Origin of the sequence: Acinetobacter sp. ACZLY 512 (assembly GCF_023614015.1) — a bacterium.
Taxonomy (GTDB): domain Bacteria; phylum Pseudomonadota; class Gammaproteobacteria; order Pseudomonadales; family Moraxellaceae; genus Acinetobacter; species Acinetobacter soli.
Window position 1 is genome coordinate 91,324 of sequence record NZ_JAKIVI010000011.1, and the last position, 17,244, is coordinate 108,567.

The 17,244-nt window shown below is 44.4% G+C and carries 14 protein-coding genes; 5 read left to right on the plus strand and 9 right to left on the minus strand.

Features of this window, described 5'->3' with window-relative positions; genetic code table 11:
* Nucleotides 1–39 precede the first annotated feature (39 nt).
* The 3 genes from L2096_RS12650 to L2096_RS12660 form a co-directional block, all read right to left on the minus strand.
* Complete coding sequence (locus L2096_RS12650) at nucleotides 40–720, minus strand: GntR family transcriptional regulator (protein WP_104124465.1); 681 nt, start codon at nucleotides 718–720, stop codon at nucleotides 40–42.
* 165 nt (nucleotides 721–885) lie between these two features.
* Nucleotides 886–1,887 (minus strand): isopenicillin N synthase family dioxygenase, encoded by a 1,002-nt coding sequence (locus tag L2096_RS12655; protein WP_250365555.1) that lies wholly within the window; start codon nucleotides 1,885–1,887, stop codon nucleotides 886–888.
* Between the two features lie 470 nt (nucleotides 1,888–2,357).
* Complete coding sequence (locus L2096_RS12660; protein ID WP_250365556.1) at nucleotides 2,358–4,472, minus strand: TonB-dependent siderophore receptor; 2,115 nt, start codon at nucleotides 4,470–4,472, stop codon at nucleotides 2,358–2,360.
* Nucleotides 4,473–4,593: 121 nt separating this feature from the next.
* Between L2096_RS12660 and L2096_RS12665 the strand changes: the two genes are divergently transcribed.
* The 3 genes from L2096_RS12665 to L2096_RS12675 are packed head-to-tail and all read left to right on the plus strand — an operon-like array spanning nucleotide 4,594 to nucleotide 7,454.
* Entirely contained in the window at nucleotides 4,594–5,652 is a 1,059-nt protein-coding gene (locus L2096_RS12665) for an ABC transporter substrate-binding protein (protein WP_250365557.1), read from the plus strand.
* A gap of 3 nt (nucleotides 5,653–5,655) precedes the next feature.
* Nucleotides 5,656–6,672, plus strand: coding sequence for a FecCD family ABC transporter permease (locus L2096_RS12670; protein ID WP_004935853.1), 1,017 nt, complete (start codon nucleotides 5,656–5,658; stop codon nucleotides 6,670–6,672).
* A 5-nt stretch (nucleotides 6,673–6,677) separates the two neighbouring features.
* Nucleotides 6,678–7,454, plus strand: coding sequence for an ABC transporter ATP-binding protein (locus L2096_RS12675; protein WP_228205181.1), 777 nt, complete (start codon nucleotides 6,678–6,680; stop codon nucleotides 7,452–7,454).
* On the opposite strand, the gene L2096_RS12680 is transcribed toward L2096_RS12675, so the two are convergent.
* Together L2096_RS12680 and L2096_RS12685 are read right to left on the minus strand one after the other, a co-directional pair.
* Nucleotides 7,444–8,133: a GntR family transcriptional regulator gene (locus L2096_RS12680; protein WP_039909863.1), complete on the minus strand. Its 690-nt coding sequence runs from the start codon at nucleotides 8,131–8,133 to the stop codon at nucleotides 7,444–7,446. The two genes, L2096_RS12675 and L2096_RS12680, sit on opposite strands and share 11 nt — an antisense overlap.
* A 109-nt stretch (nucleotides 8,134–8,242) precedes the next feature.
* The gene (locus L2096_RS12685; protein ID WP_250365558.1) at nucleotides 8,243–9,124 is read right to left on the minus strand and encodes a LysR family transcriptional regulator ArgP; all 882 of its coding nucleotides are present in this window, start codon (nucleotides 9,122–9,124) and stop codon (nucleotides 8,243–8,245) included.
* A 155-nt stretch (nucleotides 9,125–9,279) separates the two neighbouring features.
* On the opposite strand from L2096_RS12685, the gene L2096_RS12690 reads away from it, so the two are divergent.
* Nucleotides 9,280–9,873: a LysE/ArgO family amino acid transporter gene (locus L2096_RS12690; protein ID WP_250365559.1), complete on the plus strand. Its 594-nt coding sequence runs from the start codon at nucleotides 9,280–9,282 to the stop codon at nucleotides 9,871–9,873.
* Nucleotides 9,874–9,924: 51 nt separating this feature from the next.
* Here L2096_RS12690 and L2096_RS12695 read toward each other — a convergent pair whose 3' ends face one another.
* On the minus strand, nucleotides 9,925–11,859 hold the full coding sequence (locus tag L2096_RS12695; RefSeq protein ID WP_250365560.1) for an acid phosphatase: 1,935 nt from the start codon (nucleotides 11,857–11,859) through the stop codon (nucleotides 9,925–9,927).
* Nucleotides 11,860–12,114: 255 nt separating this feature from the next.
* On the opposite strand from L2096_RS12695, the gene L2096_RS12700 reads away from it, so the two are divergent.
* Nucleotides 12,115–12,429, plus strand: coding sequence for a DUF8200 family protein (locus tag L2096_RS12700; protein ID WP_004935835.1), 315 nt, complete (start codon nucleotides 12,115–12,117; stop codon nucleotides 12,427–12,429).
* An 88-nt stretch (nucleotides 12,430–12,517) separates the two neighbouring features.
* Here L2096_RS12700 and L2096_RS12705 read toward each other — a convergent pair whose 3' ends face one another.
* From L2096_RS12705 to L2096_RS12715, 3 genes are all read right to left on the minus strand, one after another.
* On the minus strand, nucleotides 12,518–13,906 hold the full coding sequence (locus L2096_RS12705) for an NAD-dependent succinate-semialdehyde dehydrogenase (RefSeq protein WP_004945998.1): 1,389 nt from the start codon (nucleotides 13,904–13,906) through the stop codon (nucleotides 12,518–12,520).
* 254 nt (nucleotides 13,907–14,160) lie between these two features.
* Nucleotides 14,161–15,639, minus strand: a complete 1,479-nt coding sequence (locus L2096_RS12710) for an MFS transporter (RefSeq protein ID WP_250365561.1) — start codon at nucleotides 15,637–15,639, stop codon at nucleotides 14,161–14,163.
* A gap of 193 nt (nucleotides 15,640–15,832) precedes the next feature.
* The gene (locus L2096_RS12715; RefSeq protein ID WP_250365562.1) at nucleotides 15,833–17,224 is read right to left on the minus strand and encodes an LLM class flavin-dependent oxidoreductase; all 1,392 of its coding nucleotides are present in this window, start codon (nucleotides 17,222–17,224) and stop codon (nucleotides 15,833–15,835) included.
* Nucleotides 17,225–17,244: the final 20 nt, after the last annotated feature.

Consider the following 17,244-nt stretch of genomic DNA (forward strand, 5'->3'; position numbering starts at 1 on the left):
TTTTCTCCTATACATCTTAAGCCCATGTATAGGAGTTTTTTAATCTGCAATCAGATGCCGAATGGTCTCACCCAAAATGGCAACACTGCTATGTTCGCGCATCAGGTTTTCAGCACGCCCCGCTTGTCGATGCAACAGCGCATCGTAAATGGAGCAATGCTGCAAATGTGCGTAATGCAAACGGCGATATTCTGAAAGCGCCTGAGATGAATCGAAGGTAATGGCTTGCGCTGACGCAAACGGTAGTTGATTATTCTTAGCGAGCGCCTGCATCAGGGCAATATTTTTTGCCCCTTGAAGAATCGTGTCATGAAAAATCGCATTAAAATGATCATAGGTTTCTATCTCTGCGTCGCCGAAACTGCTGTGCGCTGCAAAAAGCTTTTCGATTTCTTCAATACAGCTTTTAAGTGTGCTTTTCTGCTCATCGTTTAAGCCTTTTTCTGCCAAGGTTTTGGCTGCCAAACCTTCAAGCACACCACGCACTTCAATCGCATCTTGAATCAACTGATCAGAAATTTCACGTACCAGATAACCACGCGTAGGATTCTTGATCAAGAGTCCTTCTTGTTCGAGCAGTCGAAAAGCCATACGCACTGGCTGACGCGATACACCTAGTAGTTCAGCCGTTGGAATTTCAGCAATCCGACTCCCGCCTGCAAGTTCGCCAGCAATAATCATTTTTCTGAGTTTTATTAAGACTTGTTGTCCTGAAGACATTTGCGCCACTTTTTAGCAATCAAGAATCCATTCGATGCTATCAATTTAACGCGTGTTCTGACAATGATAATTATGTGATTTTTGCTTTAAATTTGAGTGATTTAATGACAAAACAGCCTCGATTTTGATGACTGTCTTGTCAAAAAAAATGACTTGTAAATGAAATCAATATTTTCCAGAAAAATTGGCACTGACACGCTGTGCTAAATAATCTTTGGCGGTAATGTCGGGATACTTGCCTTGAGGGCTTTGAATCAGCACATCCTCATTGGCTTGACAGAAAAATGCAAGGCTATAGCGAGCGCCTTGGTATTCATCATCGGCTGGATTTTTGACACGATGGAAATTAGATGGCAATAAATCATCACTCCAGCGGGTGAGCATATCGCCAATGTTGCAGGTAATAACATCTTTACATGGCTCAATCGAGGTCCACTCCTGCTCGTCCATTTCTTTGCCCGGACACACCTGCAAGCCCCCTTGGCCTTCTTGCTGAAACAATAAAGTTAAACAGTCAAAATCGGTGTGTGCGCCTGCACGCCATAATCCTAGTTCTTCTTTAAGCGCAGGATCGACCGCATAATAGTGCAGCATGCGTAAGGTACTTTGATAACTTGACTGCGAAGGATCATGTGCCTGTGTAAAAAAATCTTCTGCAAAACCGAGTTTATAGGCAAAGCAGGATAAAATTTTCATTCCTACCGACCAGCACTTTTGTTCAAAATCGAGCATATCGGTTTTAAAGTGTGGAAGTTCTTGTTCGGTTGGCCAAAGCTGTTGCATGCGTGGCCGGGTAATTTGATAGGACTCTTTCTGATCGGGCGTTTGTGTAGAGGGCCGAATTTGTGCTTTGCTTTCCCATCCGGCATTACGAGTTAAGGGATACTGTGCTTTGATATCTCGCGGTAAGGCAAAAAATTGCTCGGCCATTTTAAAGGCATGGTCGATATCTCGGCTTGAAATTCCATGGTTATACACCTGAAAAAAACCGATTTCGATTGCAGCAGACCAGAGCTGATCGGCAATTTCGTATTTGCGCTGCTCAAAGTCACTTAAATCGATCATTCGGATTTCACGTTGGGTTTCGGTGCCTATACTGCCCATCCGTGATTCTTTTTGTAGTTCCTGCATTGAAAATTCAGCTTTTGGGTAATGTCGACTGTTCATTTTTATCACTCATATTCAAGTAAATTTTAATGACATGACCCAATACGCTAAAATGATAGTCAAGTATTGAGTCACACTAAACGTCACGCCTTTTTCAAGCTAACGCTTAGAGCAATGACCCACATACTCGTTTTTTATATGTTGACAGCTTCTACTCTCAATTAAATTAAGCAAACACTATGCCAATGTAAAATTGCAAAAAATCATAATGAAACGCAAGATTAAAGGCCCATTCTGCCCTGCGCTGCATCAGATTGTGGCAATGTCGGCTGTTTAACTGCATTATGAGTGTGCATGCCTTAATTTTCAGGCAAAAAAAAGCCACATCTGAGGGTGTGGCGAAGGGTATTTCAAGATGCCGATTGGAGATTGGCATAAGCTGCTAGGCTTGATAAGAAGATTAGTGCCCGGAACTTAATTCAAACTTAATTTTATGCAGCGAAATGTAATCATCGCATATTATTTTCATCTTATTGAAAACGATAATTGAGCGTTACAAACATTTCGCGCGGATTGCCCGGCGTCACCCATTCGTCTTTTAAACTAGACACATAATACGCTTGATTAAACAGATTCTTCAAGCTGAACTGAAAACTGAGCTGAGGCGTCAGCTGATAGGCAGCGTTTAAATGCACCAAAGTATAAGCTGGAAGATTAAAACCATTGTCATATACATTGCCTGAGCGCTTTGACAGATATTGAATATTGCTGCCTACAGCAACTTTTTGCTCACCAGACTGCCAAAGATCATACATCATCATCAGGCTGGCATTATGTTTCGGGCTATTGAGTAGCGCACTGCCCTTTTGAATGCCCGAAGCCGCCTCAGTTTTTGATACCTTAGCATCAATATAGGCATAGGCCAGTTTTAGGTTGAGTGCATCGATGGGCTGAGCGGTGAAGTCCCATTCGATACCGCGACTGCTTTCCTCAGCAGCAGTGATCATGTACGAAGAGTCAACAGGATTGGTGGTGAGAACATTTTGCTTCTTGATTTGAAAAATAGACCATGATGACATTAGGCGATCATCAAAGACACTTTTTTTCATGCCAAGTTCATAGGTCCATGCTTTTTCGGGTGCAAACGGTTGTTGCTGGATATCTAAGCCAGAATTTAAGTGAAAGGATTGCCCTGCACTCACAAATACTGAAGTGGCATCGTCCACTCGATAATTCAGTGCAGCTTTCGGGCTCCACTGAGTAAAGCGTTGCTGACCCGATGTCTGCGCCACAACCTCTTTATAACGTTGTTGATAATAGTCGAAACGACTCGCAAGCAATAAAGTCCACTTAGGTGAAAACTCAATCGCATCACTTAAGCTCAGTACCACATTATTTTGACGCTCATGTGTGTTGTAAACACTCGACACCGCCGGTAAATTAATCCCGTATTGAGGATGGTAAATATTGATCAGACTCTCGGTCGATCCTTTTTTGCGATAACGCAGCAAATGGTTTTGAATGGTCAAATCGCTATAGCTTAGTCCAATCGACCAGCGGTGCTTGGCTTGTGCTGTTTCTAGCTCGCCTTGTACATCATGATTAAACAGATAACTGGTGGTGTCGTAGATACGATAGCGTCGCTCACGATTGAGATCACCCTGCGCATTTAAAAGTTGATAAGCTTCAGACGAAAATCCACGCCAAGTGTTGTCTTTGTAGTTAATGGTGCTGGTACTGGTCCAGTTATTGGCCCATTGGTGGCGAAGTCTAAGCTGCTGCAAATAATCATTCATGGTCATCAGACCATCGTCTTTTTCACCCAAAAAACGTGTATTGGGAATTTTCCCCAACTGCTGGTTCACAGCGGTCACTCCCCGATCGAACAGGCTGTTGATGACTGTATATTCGCTGTCATAGTCAAGTTGCGTCGCATCATTAGGTTGCCAAGTCAGTTGAGGTGCTACGAACAATCGATTGTTTTTCACTTCATCTCGAAAGCTGTGGTTGTTTTCATATGCCACCCCAATACGATACGCCACAGTGTCGGTTAACGCATTGCTAGCATCGATTGCGGTACGGTACTGATCATAGGAGCCACCCCGAAGCTCGATACTATACTCTGGATGAAATTGCGGTTTTTTGGTCACAATATTGATGGTTCCGCCCGGATCACCCGCACCATAAAGTGCAGCTTCTGGCCCTTTTAAAAATTCGATTCGCTCAATATTAATCAAATCATGCGCAGCATTCAGCCCCAGATACGCATTGACTCCATTTCGTAACGCAGCAGCACCAATGGTCTGATCGGTATTGAAACCACGAAACGAATAATTGTCCCAAAGCCCTCCTAAAGGGTTGAGTAAACTCACACCACTGACCAAGCCAATCACATCCCCAACACGCTGTGCATTGCTGTCTCGGAGCATCGCCTGATTCACCACCTGAACATTCTGCGGAGTTTGAAATGGGTCGGTTCCCGACTTTGTGGCCTCAGAGCTAAGCGTATTTAAATAAGAATGATCTTCCGATTGTGCCATGACCTGAAGCGTCTGCAATACCGCGGTTTCTTGCGCATACCCCGTGTGTAGCACACAAAAAAATGGTGCAAATGAATATAAAAAGTGCCTGCTACGCAGTTTCATTTTGGTGATCCAACAGTTGCAATTACGATAAATTACAATAAAATACCATCTTGTACACAAGTTTGTATAAGTCGTTTGACGTATTTTTTCCAATCTGCTGCCCGAGCGCGATGCCTAAACTATGACCGCTGAATTTTTTGGTTTATTCCGATGCATTTTTTTACTGACGTTTATGGGATTGGTATGCGCTGCCTGTACGCCTGTACATGTACCGTCAGATCAGGCAAATACAGTTCAAATAGATGTGACAGACCGATACGGCAATAGAGTTCAATTGCAAAAGCCAGCACAGCGAATTGTGTGCCTGTTTGAGGCCAGCGTCGATGATTTGTATATGCTGGGTGCAGGTTCGGCACTGGTGGGCATTCCTGCCAAAATCTACAGCGCGCCGGATCTGTATCGTGCTTATTCCATTTTAGATCGACGTATTGCCCAAAAACAAATTGCAACGCCAAGTAACTGGGAAGCCTCGACCAATATTGAAAGTGTGGTTGCACTACAGCCCGATCTGGTCGTGGTCAATGCTGGTCAGACCGACGTGATCAAGGTATTACAAAAAATGCAGATTCCGGTATATGCCGTGATGTCGGAAAATCTGCAACAAACCCGAAAAGAATTACATGATTTAGGCACCCTGACAGGACGCACCAAGCGTGCTCAGCAATTACTTCAATTTATTGATGCTGAAATTGCCGCGATGAATGCCAAAAAACACAATACAACGCAGCAAAAAACCGTGTACTACGGCTGGTCTGGAGGGCGGATTTTCTCGACCTCGGGCATCGACTCTATGCCCAATACTGTCATGACACTTGCCGGGGCACGTAATGTGGTCACCACTTCAATTGATCAACCCAATGTCAATCCAGAGAAACTTCTGGAGTGGAATCCGGATGTGATTTTACTGTGGAACAGTCGTCCTGAGCAGATTTATGAGCGCCCAGAACTAAGCACCTTAAGTGCCGTTCGGCAACGGCAGGTGTATAGCTTGCGTCCTGCGTTTTTGTTTAATCCGCATACACCCAAAATTCTGTTGGCTGCCAATCAGTTACAACACTGGTTATCTGGTTCAGTCGATGTGCATCAAGATGCAGCGCATGATATGCAGCGGATTTTAAGTGAATTTTATGGGGCAACGCATGCCACCCAACTCATCCACATGGCTCAATCCAAGGAATAATCAGTGAAGTCTTCTGTTTCTGTTTTGATTTATCTGCTCCCTGTTCCGCTGATTATATTTTCTTTGTTGATTGGGCCATCTGAACAATTTGGTCTACGTGATTTTAGCTATGCACTTTATGCCTTTTTTAGCACGCCCAACCATTTGAGCAATATTGAACTCGCGCGACTAGAACTCATGCAAAACATTATTGTAAATGTTCGAATGCCACGGGTCTTTCTTACCTTTTTAGTTGGCGCTGCACTGGCATCGTCGGGTAATACCCTGCAAGCCTTGTTTCGAAATCCATTGGTAGATTCTTATGTTTTGGGTATTTCGTCTGGCGCGGCTTTAGGTGCTGCGCTTGCACTGCTCACTGGCTGGCTCCCGGTTCAGGTATCTGCATTTTTATTTGGTATTTTAGCCGTATGTATGACCTATGGTTTTGCCCAGCAACGCTATGAAAAAAGTTCGGTGGTGGTGATTTTGCTTTCCGGCATGATTGTTTCTGGGCTGTTTATCGCAGGACTCAGTATTGTGCAGTACTTGAGCGATCCTTATAAATTACAGGCAATTGTACAATGGACTATGGGCAATTTGCATCAAGCCACATGGGACAAAGTCGAACAGGCTGTTTTACCCATTGCCCTGTCTTTACTGGGTATGTATGGCATGCGCTGGCGGCTGAATTTGCTGGCACTGGGTCAACTTGAAGCCCAAGCGGTTGGCGTCGACCCAAGGCGAGATCAGTTTTTGTTGGTGTTATTTGTGACCCTAGCCACCTCATCCTCTGTGGCAGTTGCCGGCATTATTAGTCTTTACGGACTCTTTGTACCGCATGTCGTGCGTATGCTGATTGGGCCAGATAATGCCAAAACTGTTCCAGCGAACATTTTTTTGGGTGGATCATTTTTGTTGATTATCGATAATCTGTCTCGGACATTTTCAACCTTTGAAATTCCAATCGGAATTTTTACGATGCTGCTCGGTGCTCCCTTGTTTTTATATCTTATTCGTCGTTATCGCATGAACTGGGCTTGATGGTTATGAGTACAATTTCAATTCAACAAGTCAATTTTGCCTACCAGAAAAAAACGGTGCTGCACGACATTCAGCTCGAATTCCAGTCCAACTGTTTTTCTGTACTACTTGGTCGAAACGGAAGTGGTAAATCGACACTATTTAATCTGATGGCCGGTATTTATCCACTTCAGTCAGGTCAAATTTTATTTGATGGTCAGCCCTTGGCAAAGCTCAAAGGAAAACAGCGGGCAATGCAACTGGGTTTTCTTGCACAAAGCCATCGTAGTATTTTTAATTTTAAAGTATTAGATGTGGTACTGACTGGTCGTGCTGCTTTTTCGGGTTATGCACCTTCACAAATCGATCGCGACCAAGCCTATGAAGCCCTTCGCATGCTGGAAATTGAGCATTTACAAGATCGCGATTACACCACGCTATCGGGCGGTGAGCGCCAACTGGTCATGATTGCACGCATCTTGACGCAAAACCCCAAAGTCATTTTACTCGATGAACCCACCAATCATCTGGATGTGTACTATCAGGCTTTTCTCATGCAAAAACTGCACGAGTTGTCGCGTCGAGGCTATACCATTGTGGCCATTATGCATGATCCGAATCTTGCATTTTTATATGCAGATGAGTTTTTCTTTATTAAAGACAGCCAGATTATTCGCGCACAAGACAAAGCACAGGCCGCTGAGGCTGATTTTTTGGCTCAGGTTTATGATTTACCGTTTCAGCAAGCCTATGTGGGCACCCACAAAATCGTCATGCCAAGACGCCGGGAAATCAGTGAATGACACTGAGCATTTGCAAAGTAATATTTTTTACTTCGTTGATGCTCTCAAGCACATGGTGCTCGGCCAAGTGAATGGCCTGTTCGGCATCTTTATTTAAGATACACCGTAAAATCGCACCATGATCTTCGTATGCATGCGCAACATCTAATGCCTTCATGGCCCCCAGACTCAGTACAATACGAATTTTTTCACTGGCCTCCTGATGAATCTTGGCAATTTGCTGATTACCGGCAGCACGTACTAAAGCACAGTGAAAGTCTTCACTTTGTAAGATCAACGCGGCAGTGTCTTTTAAATAGCGTTCGGGAGGAATCAGCCACATGGCCTGTAAGGCTTGCAATGCGGGTAACTCTTGCGGCTGTTCGAGTGCACACAGACGTTTGACTGCTTCTTTTTCTAAAATCATGCGTAAATCAAAAAGTTCTTGGTAATACCTAAATTCGAGTGGACGAATTTCCCATCCACTTCGAAAATGCACATGCACAAAACCTTCCTGCTCCAGACGATACAATGCCTGTCGGATCGGGGTACGACTTGCGGCATAACGCTCGGCCAGATCGGTTTCTGTAAAACGCTGACCGGGTTTGAGTACAAAGCTAAAAATATCTTGTTTTAATTGAGCATAAATCAGATCCGAAATGTTATTGGATATTTTTTTTTCAGATGGTGCTTTGGACATGAGATAAACCAATACGGAACGTATAAGCGGCTCATTATAATGGCTTTTGAGATTGAACGTAGCCATGACTGCAACAAATAAATGCGTGTGGATTTAAACCTGTCGAGATTTACACCAGAAAATGCCGTGCATGATGCAGCATATGCTCAGTTAAACGCTGTAACGGTTGTGATTGTTGTGACCAGTGATGCCAATATAACGGAATCTCGATGCTGTAATTAGGCATCAGATTGATCAGCGGTTGCTGGGCGGCTTTAAGCTGGAATTCGGGCACAATGCCATACCCCATGCCCAGTTGCACTGCGGTAAAATAAGACTCAGATGAAGGAATGACATGACACGGATAACTGCCTTGCGGTAGCCCAAACTGGCTTTCTAATACACTAAAATGAATATGATCTTTCTCATTAAAAATAATGGCCGGTGCACTGCGTAGTTGTGTGCGATTGATTCCGTGTGCAAACCATTGCTGCGTAAAGGCCTGAGTCGCGACTAACTGATATTTCATTTTGCCAAGATACTGGGCCTGACAGCCTTTCATGGGGTTACTTTCCACCGAAATACAGCCACTGACAATGCCTTTTTGTAGCCATGAATAGGTGTGTGACTGATCATCAACCCGCAGTTGTAGCAGTATTTTTTCTTGAATAAGCACCGCATGTAATGCAGGCAATAACCATGTCGAAAGCGAATCGGCGTTGGTAGCAATGACGGCTTGAAAAAAACTGGCCTTTTGCGGGCCAGCCAGCGTATGCATTAAATTCTGCTCCAGACGACGTGTATGCTGTAAATGCTCAAACAGTTGCTGACCTGCTGGCGTCAGTGTGCATGGGCGTGCCCGAATCAAAAGCAATTGTCCGAGTTGTTTTTCCAGTGCTTGTACGCGCAGCGTAACCGCTGAAGGCGTAATACATAACGTATCGCCTGCCAAATCAAAACTACCGTATTCCGCAACAGCCATAAATGCATCGCATTGCTTACTGTCTAACATAATCACCTAAATTTTTTTTAGTTATCTCGATATCTTCTTAGTATTACTGACTTTGATTAGAAAAACCATCTACCATTGATGACGTTGGATTCCGGTTAAAGGCACACGCTGACGTGGCTCGGGGTTACTTTTATTTTGTTTATGATCGAGTCACTATGAACGCTTTTTTTTCTGGCTTTGCCGTAGGGCTGTCGCTTATTGTCGCCATTGGTGCTCAAAATGCCTTCGTGCTCAAACAAGGGCTTAAACGTCAGCATGTATTTTGGGTGTGTCTGGTGTGTGCGTTGTCTGACTCTGTTTTGATTTATCTGGGCGTTACTGGATTTTCAAAAATAATCATTCAGTTTCCAGCTTTATTAATCTGTGCCCAGTATTTCGGTGCGCTCTTTTTATTCTTATATGGCATAAAGCATTTTTACGCAGCATTGCAGTCATCGGTATTACGCCCGAGTGATCTGGAAAATCACCAGCTATTGCCTGTAATCGGGATCTGTCTGGCACTCACTTGGCTCAATCCACATGTGTACTTGGATACAGTAGTTTTGGTCGGCTCAATTTCTGTTCAGTTTTCACCTCAAAATTATCTGTTCGCTGCCGGATGCATACTGGCATCTTGGTCTTTTTTCTTTTTACTCGGTTATGGTGCGCGGCTTGTATCACCTGTGTTTAACCGTCCACATGCATGGAAAGTACTTGATCTTGTTATTGGATTTATCATGTGGGGAATTGCGCTGAATCTGATTCTGTAATACATAGCTGGTTTGCCTGTATGACCGACCAGCTGTGTACGCACCTATCAGTTACGATATTTTAAAGCGAAGCGAATTGTCTTGATAAATCGGCGTAATGTCCTGCCCATTTAAAGTCACTTTTTGATAGCTTCCCTGTAGCTTTTTGGCCGTCAGTACGGTGTAGGTTCCTGCCGGCAAAGTGCTGCTGGTACGAATGTTTAACAGGCCATTTAAGCTGGCAGTCTGGTCAATTTGTACGGTAGGTTGCATTGCAGATTTAAAATCAACCAGAAGCGTTGAGCTAGCAAGCTGTGTAAAATTGCTCTTGAGGCGTAAAGTGGTTGTGGTATTGATATTTAAATTGCTATTAGCGCGTACATACACATCGCCTTGCCCTGCTGCATGTTCAGACAATAAACGAATCGTACCTTGAGTAATATCTATACCGCCCGTAAATGTATTGTTGCCATTTAAGCCGAGTGCGCCTGTTCCCAGTTTGGTGAGTTTTCCGGCTCCAGAAATATCATTGCTCCATTGATCAGACTGGTTAAAGCCACCCAATGCGGCATCCATGGTCAGTGTTACATCACCATTAAAATTGCCATAACCTGCACCTGCTTTAAACAGATTTAAGCGCCCATAACCTTCGGCATCATCCATCACAGGATAACCTGATGCAATTGCGGTCGATTTTAAGACCACACGGCGCTGGTTGGCGGTTAAGTAAGGAAAGCGGGTTTCGAGTAAGACTTCTGCACCTTTAGGTACATTTGCAACACGAGTTTTATCTGCAATTTGATTAAATCCATACGTCATCCACAGGCTGACTTTATCTTTTAATGTGTTTAGATCTGCGAACCGATCGTTTTGATCGTAAGGTGTTTTTGCTACAGCATAAAAGGCTTCAAAATTTGTAGTATTGGTGGCTTTCATCAACTGGGTTTGTGCCTGCTGATAGGCCTGTTGGCGCTTTTCAGGCGTCATGGCATTGAGATTTGCGACATCAGCAGCAATAGACTGAATACGCCCACCGACTACATCAAGTGCCGAGTGCATCCCCGCAATAATACGCGAATCGCCCAAATCCATTCCGCGTGCGATCAGCTCCTGATAGCGCTGTGGCACCAGATATGCCATTGCAATGGCATTTCGACCCGCTTCGGCGGTATGACCACTTGGAAAACCGCCATCGGTATTGGGTGTAGTGCTCTTGGCCGATTCTAAACTAGGCACCACGATGACATCGCGGCTCCAACGATACGGACGTGCATATTTATAAAATCGCTTGGCTGGCTCTGTCGATGCGTTGGTCCCCATGGCCTGAATAAACTCGACCACCTGACCAAAATCGAGATTGCCTTGGGCGGTTGTTAGGCCCGAGTTATTGCCTTGGTCGTCATATTTCACCTGCTGTGCATCAGCGGGTACAGCATTGATGGTGGTGGTTTGCCCAGTCAGTTTGCGCCATGGATCTGTCAGCGCGCCAAGACCAGTGGTCACGCTATAGCTTTTACCTCGTCGATCATCGAGATAGGCACGCACAGCATCTTCTGCGCTACGATTATGTGTGGTTTGTACGGAATAATTGATATTGTAATTAAGTACTTCTGCATTTTTTTTGGTTCCATCTGTACTATCACCCGGAATTCCGGTCCAGTTTGAGGCTTTCACCGCTGGAAATCCGTCTCGTGCTTCAGCAGATACGCCTGCATCGACCAATAAACTCGAAGGTGTCCAGACATCAAGATAACCACTTAAAACTCGAACGCCCGCATTGGTTTCAACTGTGGCATAACGCGCATCGCCTCGCTGGTTAGTCGCCCAAGAGTCGACCACTGCATTAAGATTCGACGAAACAGGTGCAGTATCTTCATAGCCCAAACCTTTGGGCGGCTGCGTGATAGCATCCGATGTGGTATCGGTATCATGATCATTACATCCTGTAAACAGCACGGAACAAGACAAAATCGAGAGGCAAAGCGCATTCAACTTGAAACTGGACATGGCGTCATCCATAAGCGTAAATAAAGATGCTATCTTTCAGTAAAAGTGTTTAATTTGTGTTAAATACGATCAAATGATTTTGAGTCGATCTACCTCTTAACTGACAAAAAAACCCATTTAAATCTGGACGCAACGGACGCTTTTATCGTGTGTTCACTTTATCTGGCGTCATTCAATCTGTGTTACGGACGACATTGACTTGATTCGACGCAAAAACCTATATTGGTCGATATAACAACCAAAAGAAGAATAGCAATGAAAAAATTCCTCCTCTGCTGTGCAGTGTTGTTCGGCACCCAACATGCATTGGCTGCCAACACCACTTGGTCTGCTGGCTCAACCTATAAAGGTACAGTGACCGTACCCATTGAAAGCGGGCCTAATGTGGTCTGGAAATGTAACGGAAAATCATGCAGCATGTCTGGCCCTTGGGGCGATGAGCTATCGCTCGACTCGTGCCAAAGTTTAGTGATGCGGGTAGGAAAAATTAGTTACTATAAAAACTCGGCTGGAAAAGTGTGGAATGCTCAATCACCCGAACTGGCCGCTTGCAATAAAGCAGCTCGTTAAAGATACCAATCCAATAAAAAAACACCAGATCATCGCTGATCTGGTGTTTTTATTGAGACGATTTATTTAGAAGTTCGCATCACTTCGGTTAAATCTTGGCATCGATATCGGTCACTGCAATTAATTTGTGGTTTACAAATTCTTTTAGACCCAAATCAATCAGTTCGCGACCATAGCCTGAACGACCTACACCACCAAATGGCAAGTCGGCCTGCGACGTGGTTGGGCTATTGATGTAAACCATACCGGTATGGATTTTTTTGGCCACTTCGACACCGCGTTGATGATCGGCTGTATACACTGAGCCGCCCAAACCAAACGGTGAATCATTGGCGATACGGATAGCATCGTCCTCATCTTTGGCACGATATAGCTGTGTGACTGGCCCGAAAAACTCCCAGTATCGTGCGTCGTTATCATCACTGATATCCGTCATAAGCAAGGGTTGGAAGAATGCACCTTGCTCTGGCACCGGCGCACCGATTGCTTCAACTTTAGCACCTGCTGCTTTGGCTTTTTCGACTTGTTTTTTCAAGTTGTCGGCGGCCTCTTGAGAACATAAAGGTGCCAAAGTGGTTTCCGGGTCCATCGGGTCACCCGCTTTAAGCTTTGCCACGCCTTGTTTGTAAAGCTCGACAAATCGATCATAGACTTGATCGACCACAATAAAACGTTTTGATGCGGTACATACCTGACCAGCATTGCTATGGCGGCCACTGACTGCAAGTTCAGCCGCTTTTTCTAGGTCTGCATCTTCAAGCACGATCAATGCATCGGCCCCCCCTAGTTCAAGCGTCGATTTTTTCAATGCCTTGCCCGCATGTGCAGCCACCTCAGCGCCGGCACCCTCAGAACCTGTCAGTGCCACGCCACACACCCGATGATCATTTAAAATCAGAGGGATATGTTCATGACTCAAATATAGGTTTTTAAAAGCACCCTTAGGCAAACCTGCTTCAAGCATCAGTTCTTCAAATGCATTTGCACTTTGCGGCACAATCGAGGCATGCTTGAGCAGTACAGTATTTCCAGCGGCAAGCTGCGCACTCAAGATACGGGCAATCTGGTAAAACGGAAAATTCCAAGGTTCTACCGCCATCACAATACCCTGTGGCTCATAGTAAATTTTGGCATCGATGTCGGTATTTTCAGTGGTGAGTGGCGTCGGCGATAAAAACTTTTCGGCATGTTTGGCGTAATATTCAAAAATTTGTGCACAAATCTCGACTTCGCCTAATGCTTCTTTAAATAGTTTTCCCATTTCGAGCGTTAAAAATTTTGCATACTTCTCATTGTCGCGGCGTAAAATACTGGCCGCCTGATTTAATACGTTAGCACGTGTTTCAAACGAAGTTTCTTTCCAATCTAAATACGCGGTATAAGCTGCATCAATTGCTGCATGTACCTCTTTTTCAGTTGCAGTCGGGAATTCTTTTACTTTTTCGCCCGTGTAGGGATTAACCGTTGCATATGCCATGAATCTACCCTCTATTTTTGAAGTTTCAATTTTGAGCGCATTTCTAAAAAAAATGCGTGTCCATTTAAATTACGGTCACGCAGATGATTTCTAAAGTAATTTATTCTGATCTTACAAATCGTATAACGGCGTAACATTCAAAGACAAAATGTATAAAATTAGTTGAGGTTCAGCATTATCGTGTACTCAATACCAGCTTAACCAGTATGTATTTCAGGCTGCAAGCTGATGATTGAGCGTGTCGCCATTCTATATTAATCGACCACGACATCCGTACTGAGTGCTGTTTTTTGCTTTGCTGCGTGCGGATATGCATCGACATCATGCCGAGTAGGTTCATATTTAATCATCAAACCAATCATCACCAAAGGCACCACCGCAAAAAATGAAATAATGAAAAATACATCCGTCTGGTAACGTGCCATCCAAATGGGCAATACAAACATGGCAATGGCTTGTGCGACACCAGTGACTGCTCGGTTAAACCCGACCCCAATGCCACGAATTTCTGCAGGATACGCCATGGTTGGATAAACCATCATTTGGGCCCCTGGCCCAAAGCCTTCGGCAAATAACCAGGCACCCAGTAAAATAACGGCGGTATAAATTAAAAATGGATGCTGTGGTTCTCCAATCCATGCCAGTGCAACCAGCGCCACAAACTGTAGCCCGAATCCAGCAAGCAGCACATGCCGTGATGAAAACCGGCTGGCCACATATACACCCAACAGCCCGCCTGTAAAGGCAAAAATCAAGTTAAGCCCAAGTGTGGTGGTAATGGTGGTGAGTGTATCGGTGTGGAAAAACCGTGTCAGAATTGACGGTAAAAAGAACGCAATGGTGGTGTATTGAAATGCAACCGAAACATGAATCACTAAGGAAACGACCGTACGGGAAAGATATTCAGAGTGAAACAAAACTTTGAAACTCAGTTTTTTTGCCTGATGCTGCTGACCCACTTGTTGCGGAATAATGTCATCTGCGACCTTGGCATTGAGCGCATAGGATTGGCGTAATATTTTTGCTGCACCTTGGAGGTCACCCTGATTGGCCAGCCAGATCGGTGATTCGGTCAGATATTTTCCACGTACAAAAATAATCAACAGCGCAGGCACTGCGCCAAAAATCAGAGATGCACGCCAAAGCCAGTTACTGTGCTCAGGTGGAAGTAAAAAATAAAGTGCCAACACCACAGCAAAACACACCGAAGAAGCGGCGTACCACATTGGGCACCATGCTGCCAAACGCGCCGCCTTGTTGCTTTTGCCTTCAAATTTTGAAAATTCAGACAAATATGACATCGCCACAGGTAAATCGATACCGACACTAATTCCCATGACAAAACGTGCCGCAATCAGCACCCAGACATTGGGGGCCAGCCCCGCCACTATCGCGGCAATCACAAACAACACCATATCGGCCATAAACACACGGTAACGACCAATTTTATCGGTGAGCCACCCACCAATAATATTGCCCACAATAGTCCCACAGATGATGGCAGAGGCAACCACACCGGTCATGATAGGCGTTAGCGAAAACTCACTCACCACCTGATCGATACCAAACGATAATGTGGTGAGATCGTAGGCATCTATAAACACCCCTATTAGCGCCAGCCAGATCACATGATTACTTTTACCCTGACCTGCATGTTGAGAAACCAGTTGCGAGACATCTTTCGCACTTCTTATTTCATACGCTGCAATAGTTTGATGATTATAATTACTCATTTTTAAAAGTGCCTGATTTGGAAAGGCTTAATATAAGAGCGATATCGAATTAAAATGAACCAACTAAAATTGAAAACCTCATCTGATTTTTATATTTCATTATTTTTGAAATGAATAGCAAGAGCCTTAAAATAAAAGTTTAAAAAATAAAAAAAGAGGTTACCCTCTTTTTTTATTTAATTTGAATCTCTATTTAAATCGCCTGGGCATATGTTACACGTTTAAGTTGTCGATAGCTTGCGCCCTTATGTTGCTCGCTTAAATAAGGCCCCTGACCAAATAACTTCTCACGCAAGGTTCCGGTAGTGTACTCTGTTTTATAAACACCGCGTTTTTGTAGCTCGGGCACAATAAAATCCACAACATCGATAAAGGTCTGGTGCGCCAATATATAAGCCAAGTTAAAGCCGTCAATATCAGTTTCCTCGATCCACGCTTGCAAGTGATCTGCAACCGTTTCAGCCCCTCCGACCAAAACGGGGCCATTTCCGCCCAGACTGTTCCAGTGCGCGATTTCTTCAATGGTCCAGACACGCTCTGGATCTGCATTGACATAGGCATCGAGTAAGGACTGAATGGCATTGGTTTTGATATATTCGACTTGATCGGTAGGACGGTATTGTGAAAAGTCGACGCCAGACCATCCGGACAGTAAAGTTAAGGCACCGTCATAACTGCCATAAGATTGATACTCCTTGAATTTTTGCTGTGCTTCATGGTCTGTCTCTGCCGTTACAATCGACAATAACGTGTATATTTTAACGGAGTAAGGATCACGTCCTTCTTCTTTGAGTTTCTGACGAATCGACTGGACAACTTTTTTAGCCGCAATTTTAGACGGTGCTGCAATAAACACACATTCTGCATTTTGACTGGCAAATTTTTGCCCTCGCGGTGAAGCGCCAGCCTGATATAAAACTGGCGTTCGCTGCGGTGAAGGTTCACACAAGTGTATGCCGGGCACACTAAAGTATTTGCCTTCATGCGCAATTGCATGAACTTTTGCAGGATCGGCAAAAATACCGTTTACTTTGTCTCGGAGTACAGCATCATTTTGCCAAGATCCTTCCCAAAGCTTGTACAGCACTTCCAGATATTCATCGGCAATATCGTAACGGTTGTCATGATTGACCTGACCTTTTTGTCCCAGATTTTTAGATCCGCTGTCTAGGTAAGACGTGACAATATTCCATCCAAGGCGGCCTCTGGTCAGATGATCCAGCGTACTGATACGCCGCGCAAATGGATACGGATGCTCAAATGAAATAGAGGTGGTCAAGCCAAATCCCAGATGCTGAGTCACGGCCGCCATTGCTGGCACAATCTGTAACGGATCATTGACCGGTACTTGTACGGCACCTTTGAGTGCATGTTCGGCACTATGATGATACACATCATAAATCCCCAGCACATCTGCAATAAAAATTCCGTCGAAACAGCCTTTTTCCAAAATTTTTGCCAGATCCGTCCAGTACTCAAGTGCTTTGTATTCTGTTGAGCGGTCTTTGGGATGTCGCCACAGCCCTGGCGACTGATGCGCGATGCAGTTCATCTCGAATGCATTAAAACTAATCTGTTTTGTCATAGCGGTTATCTTTATATTTT

Coding starts and splice junctions, on each gene's coding strand:
- L2096_RS12675 (WP_228205181.1), top strand. CDS start 6,678: ATGAGTACAATTTCAATTCAACAAGTCAATTTTGCCTACCAGAAAAAA.
- L2096_RS12705 (WP_004945998.1), bottom strand. CDS start 13,906: ATGGCATATGCAACGGTTAATCCCTACACGGGCGAAAAAGTAAAAGAA.
- L2096_RS12690 (WP_250365559.1), top strand. CDS start 9,280: ATGAACGCTTTTTTTTCTGGCTTTGCCGTAGGGCTGTCGCTTATTGTC.
- L2096_RS12680 (WP_039909863.1), bottom strand. CDS start 8,133: ATGTCCAAAGCACCATCTGAAAAAAAAATATCCAATAACATTTCGGAT.
- L2096_RS12710 (WP_250365561.1), bottom strand. CDS start 15,639: ATGAGTAATTATAATCATCAAACTATTGCAGCGTATGAAATAAGAAGT.
- L2096_RS12650 (WP_104124465.1), bottom strand. CDS start 720: ATGTCTTCAGGACAACAAGTCTTAATAAAACTCAGAAAAATGATTATT.
- L2096_RS12655 (WP_250365555.1), bottom strand. CDS start 1,887: ATGAACAGTCGACATTACCCAAAAGCTGAATTTTCAATGCAGGAACTA.
- L2096_RS12665 (WP_250365557.1), top strand. CDS start 4,594: ATGACCGCTGAATTTTTTGGTTTATTCCGATGCATTTTTTTACTGACG.
- L2096_RS12715 (WP_250365562.1), bottom strand. CDS start 17,224: ATGACAAAACAGATTAGTTTTAATGCATTCGAGATGAACTGCATCGCG.
- L2096_RS12695 (WP_250365560.1), bottom strand. CDS start 11,859: ATGTCCAGTTTCAAGTTGAATGCGCTTTGCCTCTCGATTTTGTCTTGT.
- L2096_RS12700 (WP_004935835.1), top strand. CDS start 12,115: ATGAAAAAATTCCTCCTCTGCTGTGCAGTGTTGTTCGGCACCCAACAT.
- L2096_RS12685 (WP_250365558.1), bottom strand. CDS start 9,124: ATGTTAGACAGTAAGCAATGCGATGCATTTATGGCTGTTGCGGAATAC.
- L2096_RS12660 (WP_250365556.1), bottom strand. CDS start 4,472: ATGAAACTGCGTAGCAGGCACTTTTTATATTCATTTGCACCATTTTTT.